The organism is Streptomyces sp. NPDC007095, from assembly GCF_040634475.1.
Classification (GTDB): Bacteria; Actinomycetota; Actinomycetes; order Streptomycetales; family Streptomycetaceae; genus Streptomyces.
The window spans coordinates 13,867-30,398 of the sequence record NZ_JBEYFS010000150.1 but is presented as its reverse complement, the minus strand read 5'-3'; the positions used below and the strand labels follow the sequence as shown (position 1 = coordinate 30,398).

At 71.9% G+C, this 16,532-nt stretch carries 19 protein-coding genes and 1 pseudogene; 11 read left to right on the top strand and 9 right to left on the bottom strand.

Annotated elements, in window-relative coordinates; translation table 11 throughout:
* Positions 1-510, top strand: a pseudogene (locus tag ABZ656_RS38445) (hypothetical protein); the annotation flags it as partial.
* A 39-nt stretch (positions 511-549) separates the two neighbouring features.
* On the opposite strand, the gene ABZ656_RS38440 reads toward ABZ656_RS38445, so the two are convergent.
* Positions 550-1,851 (bottom strand): streptophobe family protein, encoded by a 1,302-nt coding sequence (locus ABZ656_RS38440; protein WP_101407167.1) that lies wholly within the window; start codon positions 1,849-1,851, stop codon positions 550-552.
* A gap of 163 nt (positions 1,852-2,014) precedes the next feature.
* Between ABZ656_RS38440 and ABZ656_RS38435 the strand changes: the two genes are divergently transcribed.
* Positions 2,015-3,367, top strand: coding sequence for a DUF6777 domain-containing protein (locus ABZ656_RS38435; RefSeq protein WP_360274512.1), 1,353 nt, complete (start codon positions 2,015-2,017; stop codon positions 3,365-3,367).
* A 6-nt stretch (positions 3,368-3,373) separates the two neighbouring features.
* Here ABZ656_RS38435 and ABZ656_RS38430 read toward each other — a convergent pair whose 3' ends face one another.
* The 4 genes from ABZ656_RS38430 to ABZ656_RS38415 all read right to left on the bottom strand — a co-directional run bounded on the left by ABZ656_RS38430 (position 3,374) and on the right by ABZ656_RS38415 (position 5,840).
* The gene (locus ABZ656_RS38430) at positions 3,374-3,796 is read right to left on the bottom strand and encodes a PRC-barrel domain-containing protein (protein ID WP_360274509.1); all 423 of its coding nucleotides are present in this window, start codon (positions 3,794-3,796) and stop codon (positions 3,374-3,376) included.
* Positions 3,793-4,389 carry a PRC-barrel domain-containing protein gene (locus ABZ656_RS38425; protein ID WP_101407164.1) on the bottom strand — a complete coding sequence of 199 codons (597 nt, stop codon included), beginning with the start codon at positions 4,387-4,389 and terminating at the stop codon, positions 3,793-3,795. Before ABZ656_RS38425 ends, ABZ656_RS38430 begins: the two co-directional genes overlap by 4 nt.
* Positions 4,386-4,532, bottom strand: coding sequence for a hypothetical protein (locus ABZ656_RS38420; RefSeq protein ID WP_180362681.1), 147 nt, complete (start codon positions 4,530-4,532; stop codon positions 4,386-4,388). Before ABZ656_RS38420 ends, ABZ656_RS38425 begins: the two co-directional genes overlap by 4 nt.
* A 126-nt stretch (positions 4,533-4,658) precedes the next feature.
* Positions 4,659-5,840, bottom strand: coding sequence for a PP2C family protein-serine/threonine phosphatase (locus ABZ656_RS38415; RefSeq protein WP_360274506.1), 1,182 nt, complete (start codon positions 5,838-5,840; stop codon positions 4,659-4,661).
* 125 nt (positions 5,841-5,965) lie between these two features.
* Between ABZ656_RS38415 and ABZ656_RS38410 the strand changes: the two genes are divergently transcribed.
* Together ABZ656_RS38410 and ABZ656_RS38405 are read left to right on the top strand one after the other, a co-directional pair.
* A complete protein-coding gene (locus tag ABZ656_RS38410) occupies positions 5,966-6,478 on the top strand; it encodes a MarR family transcriptional regulator (protein WP_360274503.1) in 513 nt (170 codons plus the stop codon).
* A gap of 261 nt (positions 6,479-6,739) precedes the next feature.
* Positions 6,740-7,069, top strand: coding sequence for an STAS domain-containing protein (locus tag ABZ656_RS38405; protein WP_360274500.1), 330 nt, complete (start codon positions 6,740-6,742; stop codon positions 7,067-7,069).
* Positions 7,070-7,076: 7 nt separating this feature from the next.
* Here ABZ656_RS38405 and ABZ656_RS38400 read toward each other — a convergent pair whose 3' ends face one another.
* A complete protein-coding gene (locus ABZ656_RS38400; RefSeq protein WP_360274497.1) occupies positions 7,077-7,604 on the bottom strand; it encodes a MarR family transcriptional regulator in 528 nt (175 codons plus the stop codon).
* Positions 7,605-7,839: 235 nt separating this feature from the next.
* Here ABZ656_RS38400 and ABZ656_RS38395 point away from each other — a divergent pair, with 235 nt between their 5' ends.
* The 5 genes from ABZ656_RS38395 (at position 7,840) to ABZ656_RS38375 (ending at position 13,367) form a co-directional block, all read left to right on the top strand.
* On the top strand, positions 7,840-8,292 hold the full coding sequence (locus tag ABZ656_RS38395; protein WP_101407160.1) for an ATP-binding protein: 453 nt from the start codon (positions 7,840-7,842) through the stop codon (positions 8,290-8,292).
* Between the two features lie 107 nt (positions 8,293-8,399).
* Entirely contained in the window at positions 8,400-9,599 is a 1,200-nt protein-coding gene (locus ABZ656_RS38390) for a fused response regulator/phosphatase (RefSeq protein WP_360274493.1), read from the top strand.
* Positions 9,596-11,260: a sensor histidine kinase gene (locus tag ABZ656_RS38385; protein WP_101407158.1), complete on the top strand. Its 1,665-nt coding sequence runs from the start codon at positions 9,596-9,598 to the stop codon at positions 11,258-11,260. Before ABZ656_RS38390 ends, ABZ656_RS38385 begins: the two co-directional genes overlap by 4 nt.
* Positions 11,261-11,366: 106 nt before the next feature.
* The gene (locus ABZ656_RS38380; protein WP_101407157.1) at positions 11,367-11,810 is read left to right on the top strand and encodes a response regulator; all 444 of its coding nucleotides are present in this window, start codon (positions 11,367-11,369) and stop codon (positions 11,808-11,810) included.
* 213 nt (positions 11,811-12,023) lie between these two features.
* Positions 12,024-13,367 carry a diacylglycerol kinase family protein gene (locus ABZ656_RS38375; protein WP_180362679.1) on the top strand — a complete coding sequence of 448 codons (1,344 nt, stop codon included), beginning with the start codon at positions 12,024-12,026 and terminating at the stop codon, positions 13,365-13,367.
* Between the two features lie 130 nt (positions 13,368-13,497).
* Here ABZ656_RS38375 and ABZ656_RS38370 read toward each other — a convergent pair whose 3' ends face one another.
* Positions 13,498-13,725, bottom strand: a complete 228-nt coding sequence (locus tag ABZ656_RS38370; RefSeq protein WP_101407155.1) for a DUF5133 domain-containing protein — start codon at positions 13,723-13,725, stop codon at positions 13,498-13,500.
* A gap of 269 nt (positions 13,726-13,994) precedes the next feature.
* Between ABZ656_RS38370 and ABZ656_RS38365 the strand changes: the two genes are divergently transcribed.
* Entirely contained in the window at positions 13,995-14,516 is a 522-nt protein-coding gene (locus ABZ656_RS38365; protein WP_101408400.1) for a DinB family protein, read from the top strand.
* Positions 14,517-14,603: 87 nt separating this feature from the next.
* Positions 14,604-15,086 (top strand): helix-turn-helix domain-containing protein, encoded by a 483-nt coding sequence (locus ABZ656_RS38360; RefSeq protein WP_101407154.1) that lies wholly within the window; start codon positions 14,604-14,606, stop codon positions 15,084-15,086.
* A gap of 69 nt (positions 15,087-15,155) precedes the next feature.
* Here the strand turns inward: ABZ656_RS38360 and ABZ656_RS38355 are convergent, their stop codons facing one another.
* Both ABZ656_RS38355 and ABZ656_RS38350 read right to left on the bottom strand, forming a co-directional pair.
* Complete coding sequence (locus tag ABZ656_RS38355; protein ID WP_054233833.1) at positions 15,156-15,758, bottom strand: ATP-dependent Clp protease proteolytic subunit; 603 nt, start codon at positions 15,756-15,758, stop codon at positions 15,156-15,158.
* Position 15,759: 1 nt separating this feature from the next.
* On the bottom strand, positions 15,760-16,413 hold the full coding sequence (locus ABZ656_RS38350; RefSeq protein ID WP_101407153.1) for an ATP-dependent Clp protease proteolytic subunit: 654 nt from the start codon (positions 16,411-16,413) through the stop codon (positions 15,760-15,762).
* Positions 16,414-16,532: the final 119 nt, after the last annotated feature.

The window sequence follows — 16,532 nt, the reverse complement described above, 5'->3', positions numbered from 1 at the left end:
AGGGCGCCGAGCAGCATCGCCATGCCCGAGGCGACGGTGACGCCCTGCCCTGTGAGGTCACCGACACTCAACAGCGTTGCTCCGTCGGGCAGTTCGCTGGTCGCCGTACCGCAGCCGCCGCCCGCGGAGGGCGGCTCCCTCACCCGAACGGCCGACCCGCGCCCGCTCCTCGCCCGCGTCGAGCAGGCCCTCATCCGCTACCGGAGCGCGGCGGAGGACCTGGCGGCCGGGCGGCTGGACGGGGCGTCCTTCCGCGGCATCACGCGCGGGCAGCGGATCGGGGTGGTCGTCGACGGCGAGTCCCTCTGGCTGTACGACGCCGAGCACGAGCGCTGGGTGTACACCGACGGGACGCGGCTGAGCACGTACGCGGTCGCGGACGAACCGGCGGCTCCGGAGCGGAACGGGAGTGCTCCGGGACGGGCCCGCACCGGTGTCGTACGGGCACCCGACGGCCATGAACCGACACGTCTCGTCCCGGAGGTGCCGGACGAGCCGCGTGACCGCTGACAGCCCGGGAGACAACCGCCCTGGCGGCCGGGGTCCGTCCTAGCCGACCGTGTCCTGCACGACCTCGCCCTTTCGGCGGACTCCCCTTGCCAGTAGGGCGCCAAGGAACCCGGTCACCAGGCCCCACACGACGGCGAGTCCGAGCGCGCTCCAGAGTTTCGGCTTGAGGAAGAGCTCGCCCGCGAGGCCGCCGCCGGCGTCACCGATGCCGATGAGCGACAGGGCGTAGTGCGCCGAGATCCTGCCGACCAGGCAGATCATGAGCACGGTGAGCGCCAGCGCGAGGGCCATGCGGACGGCGTGCTGCCAGGCCCGCATCCGGGCCGGTGAGCGGGCGGCCATCAGAAACGCGGCGCCCAGGAGCAGCAGCGCGTCGACGACCAGCAGCCACCACACCCTGCCGTCGTAGTGGCCCAGGGTGCGCAGGTTGACCGTGGAGACGTCCGGGGTGCGCAGCACCTGGTCGAGGACGTGCGGCATGGGCAGCCCGAACGGCCCGTCCACCCGCCCCCTCCAGGTGGAGCCCAGACCGATCGTGAAGGCGAGCCAGGCGAGGTTGGGCAGCCCGAGGAAGATCACCGCGAAGGTCTCGGGTACGTGCCCGCGTGTCGCGGCCACCACCAGCGCGACGACCGCTCCCACGGCGACGCAGGCGAGGAGCAGTACGACCATGGCGTACGCGGCCGGGCGCACCGACTCCTGGAAGCGCAGCAGCCGGGCCGGGAGCGGGGCGCCGCGCGACACCAGCAGGGCGAGAACGAGGACACCCGCGAGCCACAGCACCCCGTAGAGCAGCGTCACCGGCACGGCTGTCTTGAAGCCCACCTCGGGCGAGACCCCGATGAGGTCGCCGATGTCGCTGATCGTCCCGGTACCGAGGGAGATCTTGAAGTTCTGGTGGGAGTAGAGCGCGAGTCCGAGGAGGGCCGGCAGCCACAGGACCGCGATCCTGGCGGCCCAGCCGGCCAACTCGGGGGCGCCCGCGACGGCCCGGTGCCGCAGCGGCCGCAGGAACCCGGCGGCGATCACCAGGGCCCCGGCGAGCGTGACCGACAGGGGGATCACCGTCAGTCCCGCCCGGGTGTCGGCGATCACGCCCGCGTCACCCGCGAACTCGATGGTGCCGCCGACCGCGGTCACGACGGAGGCCGCGACGACCCGGGGGTAGGCGTGCTCGGGCAGATCCGTGGCACCGGCCCCCCACAGCCCGAGAGCGGCGACCGCGAGCATGACGATCACCCCGGCCACCACCGCCAGGAGGGCCTGGACCCAGCCGTGGCGGGCGGCCGTCCGCTCGCCTGGAGCGGCGACGACCTGGTCGGACGGTGTCTGCGGGCTCACGCTGCCACGCTAAGCAGCACCGGGGGCCACCGCTCGTCGGGAGGGCCGACCGCGTCAGCTTGCGGGAGACACCCGACCGGAGCACACAATGGGCTCGTTCCTGAACGAACCGGCATATAACGCGTGCAACGCTGCGAGATCCCTACGCCCGGAAGAAGAGTTCGTGAGCGTCGACCCGTCGTTCCCCGACCGGCCCACCGGACCCCCGTCGGGCCCGCTGTCGGGCTCCCCCCGGCCGGGCGCCTCCGACCACGCTCCGACCCAGGGGATCGGCCGCCCGCTCGCGCCACCGCCGAGCGGTCCGCCACCCGGACCGCCGGGCGCGGGCGGTTCAGGAGGCGGCGGTCCCGGCGGTCCGCCCGGTCACGGCGGCGGCCCGGCCCACCCCTGGTGGAAGTCGGCGCCGAGGATGGCGTTGATCACCGGGGTCGTGGTGGCCGGGGTGGTGCTCGGTGTCGTCCTCACCCGCTCGGGCGGCACGTCCGGCACGGCGTCGGGCGGTGAGTTGTTCCTGCAGGCCGCGAACAAACCGGGTCCCGACCCGTTCACGGAGTCGACGGCGAAGGACAGTTCCACCGCGCCGGTGACACCCGCGGCGAACATGCCGGAGTCCGCCAATGTGACGCGCGGCGTGTCGGGTTCCGCGCCCGGGCTCTACGGCGGCACCCGCAACACCGCGAGTTGCGATGTGGAGAAGCAGATCGAGGCGCTCCAGGCGGAACCGGCGAAGAACAAGGCGTTCGCCTCCGTGGAGGGCGTCCGGCCCACCGCGGTCCCTGCCTACTTGCGTTCGCTCACCCCCGTACAGCTGCGGATGGACACCCGCGTCACCAACCACGGCTACCGGGGCGGCGCGGCCACCAGCTACCAGGCGGTGCTCCAGACGGGCACGGCGGTCCTCGTCGACGGCCACGGGGTGCCGCGCGTGCGCTGTGCCTGCGGGAACCCGTTGACCCCGGCGGTCGCGCAGCAGACCGTGCCCAGGCGGACGGGTGACACCTGGCCCTCGTACCGGCCACAGAACGTGGTGGTCGTCGTGCCCGCAACGACCACCATCGACGTCTTCGTCATCTACGATCCCCACCGCGATGAATGGGTCGGCCGTCACCGGGGCGACACCGACGGCCGCCGGGACGAGAGGACGTACCCTCCGGCGAAGCCGTCCCCCGCGGTGAGCGTGTCGTCGGCGTCACCGAAGTCTCCGTCGCCGAAGTCCCCGCCGTCGTCCTCTTCCTCCCCTTCCTCCTTCTACTCCTCGTCAGCCCCGTCCTCGTCGTCTTCGGCGTCGTCCGATGCGCCGGCGGCCGATGTATCGTCTCCGCCCGCCTCCGCGTCATCGGATCCGGATCACCCCTCCTCCGAACCTCCCACGACGGCATCGGAGTCGGGGCCGTACTCCGGCCTCACGCCCTCCGGCACGACCACCGGCGCCACGGCGAGTGCGGGCGCCGCGACGGCGGACACCTCGTCGTCCTACGGCGTTCCGGAGTCGGCCCTGACGCCTCATGGGTACTGAGGCGACTCAGTCGGTCCGTACGACCAGGGCGTAGTCCCCGAGCCCGATCAGCCGGTCGCCCGGGATGTCGCCCAGGGCCGTGCACATCTTCTCGACGCGGCCGGTGACCGGGTGGAAGGCGATGTCCCGCACGGTGCCGCGCTCGTCCCCGTCCTCTGTCAGGACCCGGACGCCCAGGACTTCCACGGGCGCCGGGGGAGGGGCGGTGTCCAGAGCGGTGTCCGACCGGACGAGAACGGCGTCCGGGCCGATCACGTGCAAGGCGCTCCAGTCGATCGCGATCTCTTCGCGACCCCGGGCCGGCGACAGCCGCACCTGGCCGACCAGCCCCGATGCGACATCGATCGTGAGCGACTTGACGACGCCGAGCTCGTTCGCCTCGCCGAGTGTGACGACCGGCAGGCCGCGGATCCGGGTGAACAGCGTCACGGTGTGGGTTCCGTCCGGTCAGCGGTGTCCCGGAGCCGGAACGCCTCGACCTGGGCGGCGAAACCGGCCAGGTCGTCCGCGACGAAGCGGGTCGCGTCCGCGGGGATGACAAGTGCCTGTCCCGACACGGCGAGCGTCTCGCCCCGGGGGACGTACACCTTGCGGCGGCGGCGCTTCGAACCGGACTCCAAGGACTGGCGGGCGGCGATCCGGAACCCCACCACGCGCCCGCTGATACCGGCCTGGACGACGAGGTCCAGCACGGTTCCGACCTCCGTGCCCCCGTCCGTGAGCACCTTGGCGCCCAGCACCCGGCCGTGTGCCGCCTCGTCCCGAGCGATCACCGCGGCCGGTTCGGCGAGGACCTCCCGGCCGAGGATCATGACTGCGTCGCGGCCCAGTGAGTGGACCGCGCTCCACGGCAGGCTCTGCTTCAACGGGCCCGCGAGCAGCCCCCGGCCGTTGAGCGTGAAGCCGGTGACACGTCCCGCGGGCCCGTCGAAGACGGTGTCCTTGACCCGCGCCACCGCCTCACCGCCCAGGGTGACCACCGGTCGTCCACCGAGGTCGCGCACGGACATCAACTCGCTCATCGCACCTCCCGCTTTCCGAACCGGTGCCCGCGCCGCACGGCGATGACGGTCCCCGACCGTCTGCTCGTCTGCACCCAGACAGCCGCCACGCTCAGCAGCACCAGGGCCGCGACCACGACGACCAGCCACATCCACCAGTCCACCGTCCACCTCCGGGCCTTCGGGCCCCGGCCGCCGTCGGCCGGATCCCGCCCGGTCCGGGTGCCCCGTGCGGACCGGGGAATGCGCCTTGGCCGCCGCCATTTCGGCGGCTGGACCCGGGCTCGGTGTCAGCCGGACGGTGTGCCGACCGGTCTGCCGGACCAGTCGAGACACACGATCAGCGCGTCGTCCAGCGGCTCGGTGACGCGGTAGCGGGACAGCTCGTCGAGGACGGCGCGCGGTACGTCGGCGGCGGGCAGCAGGGCGGTGGCCGACACGGCACGGGCCAGTGCCCGCTCCCCGAAGACCTCGCCCAGCGGGGACAGGGCGTCGTACACACCGTCGCTCACGACCAGGAGTCGGTCACCGGGCAGGACGTCGAACTCCTGCGCCACGTAGTCCGACTCCTCGAACATGCCGAGCGGCAGCTGCGCCTCCAGCTCGATCCGCTCCACGGCCGTACCCCGTCGGCGCCACATCCGGGGCGAGCCCGCGTCCACCGCGAGCGCGCTGCCGGTGACGAGGTCGAAGGAGAGCAGCAGCGCCGACACGTGCTGGTCGCCGTGGTGCTGTGCGTACAGGGCCTGGTCGGCGAGTCTGGCCTGGTCGGCGACCGGCAGCCCGGCGCGGCGGGCGTTGCGCAGGGCGCCGACGGCCAGATGGGTCAGCAAGGACGCGTGGATTCCGTCCCCCATCCCGTTGATGATCGACAGGGTGAGCCGGTGCGCGTCCGAGGACCAGTCGAAGTTGTCCCCGCGCACCGCGTACGCGGGCTCCAGCTGGGCGCCGACGGCGAACTCCTCGCGGGCACAGGCCCGGCCCGGGAGCAGCTCCCACTGCATTTCGGCGGCCAGCGTCAGCCGGCCGACCCGCCGGGCCTGCCGGTAGACGTCGGTGTCCCGTTCGGCCACGACGATCGCGTGGCCCAGCAGATCGGCGACCTGCACCAGCTCGTCGGTCAGCGCGGGGTCCACGGGCCCCGGAGGCAGCAGGAGGGTGAGGATGCCCAGGCGCTCGCCCCGGGCGGAGACCGGCAGATGCAGACGCGTCCGTTCGGTGTTCCGGGGGCGCTCCTCGTGCGGCTCCTGACTGCCGAAGGCCCGGCTCTCGGGGCTGTTGTGCAGGGACACGGCACGCGCGGGGTCGCCGGGCTCCTCGACCGGCTGGAGCACGGTCATCCCGTAGTCCGCCAGCAGCAGGTCGGCGTCGATCGCCCCCCAGACATCCGTCAGGAGGGGGCGCAGGGTGTCGAGCAGTGCGTGCGGCGGGGCCGCGCGCAGGGCTCTGTCGACGTCGTTCACAGAGGTCACGGTCGTGATGACTTTCTCGTGCGGTTGTCGTGCGAGTGGGTCTGCGTGGTCGCAGTGGTCTGTTCCGAGGGCTCCGGGGACCGGCGCGGCTGGTAATGGCCTTCAGGAGATGACAAGGTGGATCGGTGCCTCGCTCGATCCGTCCACCCGTCTCCCGAGACGAAGCCGCGCACACGCTCGACGCCGTCTCGGAGCTCCTCGAACTCCTGTGGGGCCGAGGGCAGGAGTCCGCGCCGTCCGGACCGGTACCGCCCTCTCAGCTACGGGCCCTGATCGTGATCGAGCAGGGCGGGTCCATGAATCTTCGCTCGCTCGGTGACGCCCTGGCCTCGCGTCCCTCCTCGGTCAGCCGTCTGTGTGACCGGATGGAGGCAGTCGGCCTGATCCGCAGAGTGCCGAGCTCGACGAGCCGGCGCGAGGTCGAGGTCGGCCTCAGCCCGCTCGGTGAGCAGGTGCTGCGCGAACTCCGGGACCACCGCGCGCGCGAGGTGCGGGCCGTGTTGGAGCAGATGTCCTCGGCGGACGTCGCCCGGCTCACCGAAGGCCTCGAAGCGTTCCGGGCGACAGCGCTGGACCAGCTCGAAGAGCGCTCCGGCCGGTCCGGCCGGGCGTCCGGGCCTGCGACCGGTACCGGTTAGCTCCATCTGCGTCCCTTCGATGCGACCCATCACTGCGACAACCGGCCCACGGGTCGCCGGACTTGGGATCGCAGGGGCACCAGATTGTTGCCTGACGGCAATTGTTGTCAAATGACAACGATCGGCTACGGTAGGGGCTGACACCGCTCCATCGCGGCGTTGTGGCGCACCGTCCCCATGCGGTTACCCCACTCTCCGCGGAGTTCGACAACATTTCGAGGGATCGCTGTGCATTCAGGCCGGAGTCCAGGTCAGGCGGCCATGTCGCTGTCCACGCGCGAGGCCGGTCGGTCGACCGTGATCGCGGTCCGCGGCGAGATGGATCTCGACAACGTGGGCGAGCTCGACGACGCCCTCGCCGCGGCGGGCCGGGTCTGCCCGGGCTCGGTGGTCCTCGACCTGGCCGGGGTGACCTTCCTGGACTCGACCACGATCAACGTCGTCCTGCGGGCTCATAGGGTGCTCGGTCCGCGGCTCCGGCTGGCCGCTCTCTCCCCGTTCGTCGAGCGGGTGCTGGGCATCACCGGCATCACGGACGTGCTGCCGGTCTTTCATGCTGTGGAGGAGGCGCTGGAGGCGGATGCGGTCTGAGGGCGCGTCAGCCGGACCGATCGGGCGGCCCGGGTGTCTCCGCATGGTCCGGATGCCCCTGGGCCAGGGACGGGCCGAGCGACCGCAGCGCGGCCAGCAGCCCGCTCAGATCGGACTTCGGCATGCGCAGCAGGGCGTCCTTGATCCAGGCGGTGCGCTGTTCCCGCACCCGGTCGAGGGCGGAGCGGCCGAGGCCCGTCAGAGTCAGGCCGACGCCCCTGCGGTCCTCGGTGCGCGGCGAACGGGCCAGCAGCCCGGCTTCTTCCAGCGTGTCGCACACCCGGCTCGCCCGGGAGCGGCTGATCTGCGCCCGCTCGGCGAGCGCCGCGAGCGTCAGACCGGGATCCGTGCCCACCAGGGTCAGGGCGCGCAGCAGCGGAGGCGACAGTCTGCTGTCGACCGCGACCGCCGTACGGGCCGACACGGAGACCAGGATCTCCGCCGCGGCCGAGAGCCGGTCGGCCGCCTGGAGCAGGGCGTGGTCCCGTTCCCGGGGCGCTGTGTCGTCCCGCACTTCGGGGTCCTGTCCGTCCATCCGTCCGCGCCCCTTGCTCGCACCGAGAACTCGGTGACTTGTCATGCCTCGCCTGGTGGCCCTGCCCGGCCGCGTCGGGATGACACCGGTCCCTTGTGGGAATCGTGTGCGGAAGCCACCGGGACGAGGGAACATCGAGGTGACTGTGGAGGGCTTTACGGGGTACGAGCACTTCTGCAGCAGCAGCGTCCGGACGCGGAGTGTCCCGACGTACCGGCATCCGAAAGAGAACCACATGATCGAGCGCTTGGACGGAGCGGTGATACGGACTGGCTTCGACGTGCCCGTGGAACCGCTTCGGCGGGCGGCGCACTACACCGGCGAGCCGGGGTGCATCGCCGAAGCACGCCACTTCGCCGAGCTGTTCCTCGAACAGCTCCGTTCGGAGTGGTGTGCCGAGATCGGCGAGCGGGCCACCGGCGACCTCCTGCTGGTCGTCAGCGAGCTGGTCACCAACGCGGACCGGCACAGCCACGGGCCGTACATCCTGGAACTGGAGGGAACCGACACCTCCGTGACCGTCATCGTGTACGACAGCAGCGCCGCCCTGCCCCGGCGCTATCCGCGGGACCCCGCGCGCGTGGGGCGGCACGGCCTGGAGATCGTGCACGCGCTCGCGACGGAGGTGACCGTCGGGCGGGTGCCGGTCGGAAAGTGCGTCAAGGCCCAGCTCTCCCTGCGCCGTTGACCCGGAGCGACGTACCAGTAGGCTCACAGCCGATCATGGTCGGCGTGGGTCACCCGAGGGGGGCGAGCGTGGCGGATCGCCTGCCGCGGACAGGTGAACGAGGCGCGGTGCCCCGGCAGGGGAGTTCGGATCCCCGCTGGGCCCTGGACGCCACCGCGGTACTGCTGCTGGTCGAGGACGACGCCGGAGACGCGCTGCTGGTGCGGGAGGTGTTGGCCGACAGCGGACTGCCGATGGAGGTCACCTGGTGCAAGTCCCTCGCCGAGGCACGTGTGTTCCTCGATGCCTCGCCTTACTCCGTGTGCGTCCTGCTGGACCTGCATCTGCCCGACACCCATGGACTCAGCGCGGTCCGGCTGGTGCGTGACGCCGCGCCCGACGCGGCCGTCGTGGTGCTCACCGGAGTCGCCGAGAACGAGGCCGGGCTCGCCGCGGTGGCCGAAGGAGCGCAGGACTTCCTCGCCAAGGACGGCCTGGACGCCGAGGCGCTCAGCCGCGCGGTCCGGTACGCCCTGCAGCGCAAGCAGGTGGAGCGATCGGGCGCCGAACTCCAGGCGAGCCGGCTGGTGGCCCGGGAGAACGCGCGCCTTGAGCGTGGACTGCTGCCCACACCCCTGCTGCGGGGCGCCGGCTGCCAGGTGGCCTCGCGCTACAGCCCGGGCCGGGACCACGCCCTGCTCGGCGGCGACTTCTTCGACGTCGTCGAGAGCGAGGACGGCACCGTGCACGCGGTGATCGGGGACGTCTCCGGCCACGGAGCGGCGGAGGCCGCACTCGGCGTCTGTCTGCGGGTGGCCTGGCGGGCCGCTGTGCTCTCCGGATGCGTGGGCACGCGCCAACTCGAGCTTCTGGAGGAGATCATCGGTGCCGAGCGCGCCGAGGACTACATCTTCGCCACCCTCACCGTCCTGCGGATCGCCAAGGACCGCAGCCGCATGAGCGTGATCCGCGCCGGACACCCGGGACTGCTCGTGGGCACCCCGCGCGGCATCGAGCTGTTCGAGCCGGCCCCGGGCCCCGCGCTCGGACTGCTCCCGGGCCGGGCCCACTGGCCGGAGACCGAGCTGCCCGCGCGCGACATCAGCGCCGTGACGCTGTTCACCGACGGGCTCTTCGAGGGCGTCGTCGCCCCGGCCCGGCGGCTCGGAGAGGAAGGACTGCTCGCGGTGGCGAGGAAACACCAAACCCTGCGGGGGCGGCCGTTCGTCGACGCGGTGGTCGAGGACATCGCCGCGCTGACCGCTTCCCACGGCGGACTCGCCGACGACGTGGCCGTCCTGCACCTCGCGACGGACGGAATGTCATGACCCGTACGCCGAACGCCCCGGGACCGGACGCCACGGCGGACACCCCCGAGGACGGAAGGCCCACACGTGTCGGCCGGCTGACCGTGCAGGGCTGGATCCATGTGGTGCTGGCCGCCAACGTGCTGCTGGTGATCGTCTTCGCCGTGTCCGGCGGAGTCCTCCAGGCCCGCGCCGACGACCGCACCGACCTGCTCACCGACCGCATCCAGCCGGCCCGTGCCACCGCCTACCAGCTGGAGACCTCGCTGGTGGACCAGGAGACGGGCGTACGAGGCTACGTACTGAGCAGGGACTCCGGTTTCCTCGATCCCTACGCGTCGGGAGTACGGGACGAGAAGACCTTCGAGGCCCGCCTGGCGGCGGAACTCGCCGACCACCCCCGGATCGCCGCGGACCTGAAGACGGCCGGGCGCCTCAGTGACTCCTGGCGCCGCGACTACGCCGAGCCGCTGATCAAGGCGGCCCGCACGCCCGGCGGCGCCAAAGCCCCCTCCCTGGAGGCGAGCAAGTCCAAGTTCGACGAGATCAGGGGTCAGCTCGCCACCCTGCAGAAGGACATCCAGCAGCTGCGCGACCGGACCCGCGCCTCGGCCGACGACAGCCGCCGGTCCCGCAACGTCCTCTTCCTCGGCATGCTCGCCGCCTTCCTGGCGAGCGGCGTCGCGCTGACCCTGCTGCTGCACCGGATCGTGGGGCGCCCCCTGCGGGTCCTGGAAGCGGCCTCGGTGGACGTCAGCGGCGGCGCGTTCGAGCGCAGGATCCGGCTCGACGGGCCGCGCGACCTGGAGAGGGTGGCCCGGGCCGTCGAGGAGATGCGCCGCCGCATCGTCGAGGAACTCTCCGCCTCCCAGGCCCGGGAGGTACTTCTGGAGCGGCAGGCCGAGGAACTCGACACCCAGACCCTGGAACTGAAGCGCTCGAACGCGGAGCTGGAGCAGTTCGCCTACGTCGCCTCGCACGATCTGCAGGAACCCCTGCGTAAGGTCGCGTCCTTCTGCCAGCTCCTGGAGAAACGGTACGGCGACCAACTGGACGACCGGGCCAAGCAGTACATCGACTTCGCCGTCGACGGCGCCAAACGCATGCAGATCCTCATCAACGACCTGCTGACCTTCTCCCGCGTCGGCCGCGTCGGCGAGGCGCAGGTCCCCGTCGCGCTCGACGACGTACTGGACCGGGCACTCGGCAACCTCAGCGTGGTCCTGGAGGAGACGGGTGCGCGTGTCGTGCGCGAGGGGCCACTGCCCACCGTGACGGGCGACGCCACCACCCTCACCATGCTCTGGCAGAACCTGATCGGCAACGCCGTGAAGTTCCGGCACCCCGACCGGCCGCCCGAGATCGCCGTCCGCTGCGAGGCGGAGCCGGAGGAGGGACAGTGGCGGCTGGTCGTACGGGACAACGGCATCGGAATCGAACCCGAGTTCAGGGAGAAGGTCTTCGTCATCTTCCAGCGGCTGCACGGCCGCGACGAGTACGAGGGCACGGGGATCGGCCTTGCCGTGTGCCGCAAGATCGTCGAGCATCACGGCGGTGCCATCACCCTGGACGGCACCGCCGGTGCGGGCACGCGTGTGTCCTTCACCCTGCCCATGGCGCGCACGGAACCCGACCTCGGGGCCGCGGAGGCAGCGCGCCCACCCCAAGGAGCACCCACGTGAGCACCCCCGTCGAACCCATCCAGGTCCTGCTCGTCGAGGACGACCCCGGCACGGAACCCGACCTCGGGGCCGCGGAGGCAGCGCGCCCACCCGAAGGAGCACACACGTGAGCACCCCCGTCGAACCCATCCAGGTCCTGCTCGTCGAGGACGACCCCGGCGACGAGCTGATGACCCGCGAGGCGTTCGAGGACAACAAGATCCGCAACACCCTGCACGTGGTACGCGACGGCGAGGAGGCCCTCGACTTCCTCTACCGCACCAACCAGCACACCGGGGCACCGCGCCCCGACCTGATCCTGCTCGACCTCAATCTGCCCAAGTACGACGGGCGCCAGGTCCTGGAGCGGATCAAGTCCGACGACGAACTGGCCCACATCCCCGTCGTCGTCCTCACCACCTCCTCCGCCGAGGAGGACATCCTGCGCAGCTACAAACTGCACGCGAACGCCTATGTGACCAAGCCGGTCGACCTCGACCAGTTCATCGCCGCCGTCCGCCAGATCGACGACTTCTTCGTGACCGTGGTGAAGCTGCCCAAGACCACCTGACCGCCGCCCCCGCCGGGGTCCATGAATGCGCGAACTCGGGGAACAGGGACAACGGCGGCACAACCTTGCCGACCAGGAGATCTGTTGTCGAGACGCGAGGGCGGGCCTGTGATGAGAAGGCGTGGGGCGGGGCGACGGACAAGCGGCGGCACGCCGTGGCGACCGGGCGGAACGGCCACAGGACCGGCCGGGCCCCGCGGATGGCGGCGGACCGTGGCCGGTGGACTCGTGTGGGGCGCCGCCGCCGCGGCCCTCGGCGCGTCAGGGAACCGGACCGCGCGCCGGGCCGCGCTGCGCGGCATCGGCACCGTCGCCATCGCCTCGGCCGTGACCCGCGTGCTGGCGCGCCCGGCGGCCCGCAAGGCGCAGCCGCTCGACGCGGCCGGCCGAGTCGCGTCGGCCGCCGCGTTCGCCGCCGGTGTCCTGCTCGAAGCGCCCCGGTACGGCCTGTTCGCGGTGCCCGGCGCGGCGGCACTGACCGTGGCCCGCACGCGCTCGGGGGCCCGGCGTCCGGGCGATGTCGCCGTGGGCGTCGCGATCGGCGTCGGCGCCGCCGCGCTGACCGCCCGCTGGTGGCCCGTCAAACCGGAGGCGGCGGCCGCGGCGGCACCCCCGCGGCGGCCCGCTCCCGCGCTGCCCGGGGGCGCCGGACTGCACATCGTGGTCAACCCGTCCTCGGGGCTCTCGTGGAGCGCCGACACCCCCGACGCGAGCGCGTATCTGCGCACCGCGCTGCCCAAGGCCGAGATCACGGTGCCGCAGGAGGGCCAGGACCTGGTGGAACTCCTGGAACAGGCCGCCCGGCGGGCCAAGGACGAGGGCGGCGCCCTCGGCGCCTGCGGCGGCGACGGCACGATCAACGCCGCGACGGAGATCGCCGCCCGGCTCGGCCTGCCGCTCGCGGTCTTCCCCGGCGGCACCTTCAACCACTTCGCCGTCGACCTCGGCAACCAGACCCTGGAGGACGTCGTACGAGCCGTGCAGGCGGGCGACGCGGTCGTCACCGACCTCGGGCGGGCCCGCGCCCCCGGCGGGCCGGAGCAGGTGTTCCTCAACACCTTCAGCCTCGGCGTCTACTCGGACCTGGTCGGGGCCCGGGAGAAGCTGGAGCAGAAGATCGGGAAGTGGCCGGCGCTGGTGGTCGGACTGGCCAGGGTCCTCGCCAAGGGCAGCCCCGTGACCGTCTCGGTCAACGGCCGCCCCAAGCGTCTGTGGCTCCTCTTCGCGGGCAACGGCATCTACCACCCCGCCGGGTTCGCCCCCACCTACCGCACCCAACTCGACGACGGACTGCTCGACGTCCGTGCCGTCGACGCCGGCACCCCGCTGGCCAGGACCCGGCTGCTGCTCGCCGTCCTGACCGGCACCCTGCACAACAGCCGGGTCCTCACCACGGCGCAGGTGCGGGGCCTGCGGCTCGAAGTGCTGCACGGCGACCCGCGGTTCTCGTACGACGGCGAAGTGACCCGGGTCGCGGAGCCGAGGCTGGTGCTCGACAAGCTGACACGGGCCGTGACGCTGTACCGGCCCGCGGAGAAGGACCAGTGGCTGCGCTGAGGTGCTGAAGGATCGGGCGGGCTCGCTCTCGGGCCCGCTCGACCCGGTCCAGATCACTCCTCGACCCGGTTCAGATCACTCACTGAGCTCGGACAGCGAGGTTTCATGGACGACAGGCCCCCGCCTCGGGTCAGGTGGTGAGGAGGGAGTCGTCCGTCGTCCGAGCTCCGGGCAGCCGGTGGCGGGCCGCGATGAGCGCCGCGTCCACGTCCCTCGTACCGGTCGAGACGCACAGCGTGTAGGCCACGTCGTCCATGCGCCGCCGGACTTCCGTATCGCCGTTCTCGGCGTGGAGCGTGCGCAGGGTGACGTACTGCTCGACGAGGTTGCGCAGTACCGCGGGGTGGGCCATCAGCACAGGGGTCCTCCGGTGGGGTGAGTCGACAGGTCGGTCTTGCCGGTGATCGTTTCTCGTCCCGGTTACCCGGTTCCTCCCGATGTACGCGGGACCGGTTCCGTGCCGACTGCCGTGCATCACGGGCGACTTGACACCGTTTCGGTCAGGCGGAAATTCGGTGGCGGATCCCGGCCGGCGCGCCGATGCTCGTAGGCATGGCCGACACCACGCTTCCCCAGCCTTCCCAGTCCGGGAACTCCCCGTCCGAGCGGACCTTCGGCTGGTGGGACATGTTCGTGCACCCGGACGACGATCCGCGCTCCGACGGGGGGTTCGTGGGGGAGCGGGACACGCTCGTCGGATATCTGCGCGACCAGCGGCTGACGTTGGAGATGAAGTGCGCGGGCCTGGACGCCGAGGCGATGGCCCGGCGTTCCGTCGAGCCCTCGAACATGTCGTTGCTCGGGCTGGTGCGTCATCTGGCGGGGGTCGAACAGGCCTGGTTCCGCGGGGTGCTGGCCGGCCAGGACGCGCCGCGGCACTACCGCTCGGACGGCGACCCGGGCGGCGACTTCAACGGCGCGGTGCCGGACCCCGAGGTGGTGGTGGACGCCTGGGACACCTGGCGCTCCGAGGTGGCCTTCGCCGAGCGGTTCGTGGACGAGGCCCGCGACCTCGACATCACCGGCACCCACGACGACGAGCCGATCGCGCTGCGGGAAGTGCTGGTGCACCTGATCGAGGAGTACGCCCGGCACAACGGCCACGCTGACTTCCTGCGCGAGCGGATCGACGGGCGGGTCGGGCAGTGACGAGCGGGTGACGCGCCTTGATTCCCCCGAGAGCGGAATGCCGAGCCGATCCCTTCCCTCGCGGCTCGGCGCTTCTAGGCTGAAGGGGTGAGCAACTACGCGCCGAACGAAGCCCGCGTCATTCCCCTCCGCCCGGCGACCGCACCGGCTCCGGCCCTCGACCCGGCGACCCGTCCCACCGGCCCCGCCGCCCCCGTGGCCGACGCGCCCCAGCGGTCCCGCCCGGCCCTCGCGCCCCGGCAGACGCCACCGGCGCCCAGGAGCAGAGAGCCGCTGTGGCGCGACCTGGTGGGTGACGTCCTGCGGCGCGAGCGGCTCGCGCAGGAGCGGACGCTCAAGGACGTGGCCGACGCGGCCCGGATCTCGATGCCGTACCTCTCGGAGCTGGAGCGCGGCCGCAAGGAGGCGTCCTCCGAAGTCCTCGCGGCCGCCGCGCGCGCTCTGGGCCTCGGGCTCACCGATCTGCTGTCGCTGGCCCAGGGCGAACTCACCCGCCTCGCCCAGGTGCGGCCCGCCCGCCGCCGCACCCCGTCGGCCTCGCACCACGACGGCATGTGCCTCGCCGCCTGACCGTGCCGACCGGCCAGGGCCTGTCCGGCGGACCATGCCGCAGACGCGGGCCCTGGCGGTGGTCCGGTGTCAGACCGTCGCGAGTCGGCGGCTGAGCACCTCGTCCGCGAGCCCGTATGCCACGGCCTCCTGTGCGGTGAACACCTTGTCGCGGTCCATGTCCGCGCGCAGGGTCGGCACGTCGTGGTGCGTGTGCCGGGAGAGGACCTCCTCGACCTGGGCCCGGATACGGAGCATCTCCTTGGCCTGGAGGGCGAGGTCGGACACCGTCCCCTGCCGGCCGCCGCTCGCGGGCTGGCCGAGCAGCACACGCGCGTGCTCCAGCACGAACCGCCGCCCGGGATCGCCGCCGGCCAGCAGCACCGCCGCCGTGGAGGCCGCCTGGCCGACACAGAACGTCGAGATGGGCGCCTGTACGAACGTCATCGTGTCGTAGATCGCCATGAGCGAAGTGAACGACCCACCGGGCGAGTTGATGTAGATCGCGATCTCGCTCTCCGGGTTCGACGACTCCAGATGGAGGAGTTGCGCGATGACGACGTTGGCGACCCCGTCGTCGATCTCGGTGCCGAGAAAGATGATCCGCTCGGACAGCAGCCGGCTGAAGACGTCGTAGGACCGCTCGCCCTGCGGGGTGCGCTCGACGACGTTCGGAATCGTGTACGTACCCATCTCAGAGCCCCATCCGTCGCCGTGACGCGGCCGGGCGGACGTCGTCGAGCGACTCCACGACCCGGTCGACCATGCCGTACTCCTTGGCCTGTTCGGCCGTGAACCAGCGGTCGCGGTCGCCGTCCCGGGAGATCGTCTCCTCGCTCTGGCCGGTGTGCTCCGCGGTGATCCGCTCGATGGCCTTCTTCGTGAACTCCAGGTTCTGCGCCTGGATCTCGATGTCGGCGGTGGTGCCGCCGATGCCCGCCGACGGCTGGTGCATCATGATCCGCGCGTTGGGCAGCGCGTAACGCTTGCCCCGCGTGCCGACGCTGAGCAGGAACTGCCCCATGCTCGCGGCGAATCCCATGGCGAGGGTCGAGACGTCGTTGGGGATCAGTCGCATGGTGTCGTAGATCGCGAGCCCCGCGGTCACCGATCCGCCCGGGCTGTTGATGTACAGGCTGACGTCGGTGCGCGGGTCCTCCGCCGACAGTACGAGCAGCTGGGCGCAGACCCGGTTCGCGGAGACTTCGTCGACCTGGGTGCCGAGCAGGACGATCCGCTGTGCGAGCAGCTGCGCGGCCAGATGGTCGTCGAAGCGGGTCGCGGGGGTGTCGCCCTCCTCGGCGCGCGGTGCGTGGGCCGGGTACCGGCCGGTGATGGGTGGAGTCATCGGTCCTCCTCGTCGTGGAGCGGCTGTCGTCGCCGCGATCTCCACTCTCGGACCGAAGGCCCTCCCGGATCAGCTTTCTCGGCCCGCAGCAGATTCGCCACGAGCAGAGGGGATACGGG

Excerpts from the sequence above, each read along its gene's own strand:
- ABZ656_RS38425 (WP_101407164.1), bottom strand. The coding sequence starts at position 4,389 with ATGAGCGAGTTGATGTCCGTGCGCGACCTCGGTGGACGACCGGTGGTC.
- ABZ656_RS38405 (WP_360274500.1), top strand. The coding sequence starts at position 6,740 with ATGTCGCTGTCCACGCGCGAGGCCGGTCGGTCGACCGTGATCGCGGTC.
- ABZ656_RS38400 (WP_360274497.1), bottom strand. The coding sequence starts at position 7,604 with ATGGACGGACAGGACCCCGAAGTGCGGGACGACACAGCGCCCCGGGAA.
- ABZ656_RS38395 (WP_101407160.1), top strand. The coding sequence starts at position 7,840 with ATGATCGAGCGCTTGGACGGAGCGGTGATACGGACTGGCTTCGACGTG.
- ABZ656_RS38385 (WP_101407158.1), top strand. The coding sequence starts at position 9,596 with ATGACCCGTACGCCGAACGCCCCGGGACCGGACGCCACGGCGGACACC.
- ABZ656_RS38365 (WP_101408400.1), top strand. The coding sequence starts at position 13,995 with ATGTTCGTGCACCCGGACGACGATCCGCGCTCCGACGGGGGGTTCGTG.
- ABZ656_RS38355 (WP_054233833.1), bottom strand. The coding sequence starts at position 15,758 with ATGGGTACGTACACGATTCCGAACGTCGTCGAGCGCACCCCGCAGGGC.
- ABZ656_RS38350 (WP_101407153.1), bottom strand. The coding sequence starts at position 16,413 with ATGACTCCACCCATCACCGGCCGGTACCCGGCCCACGCACCGCGCGCC.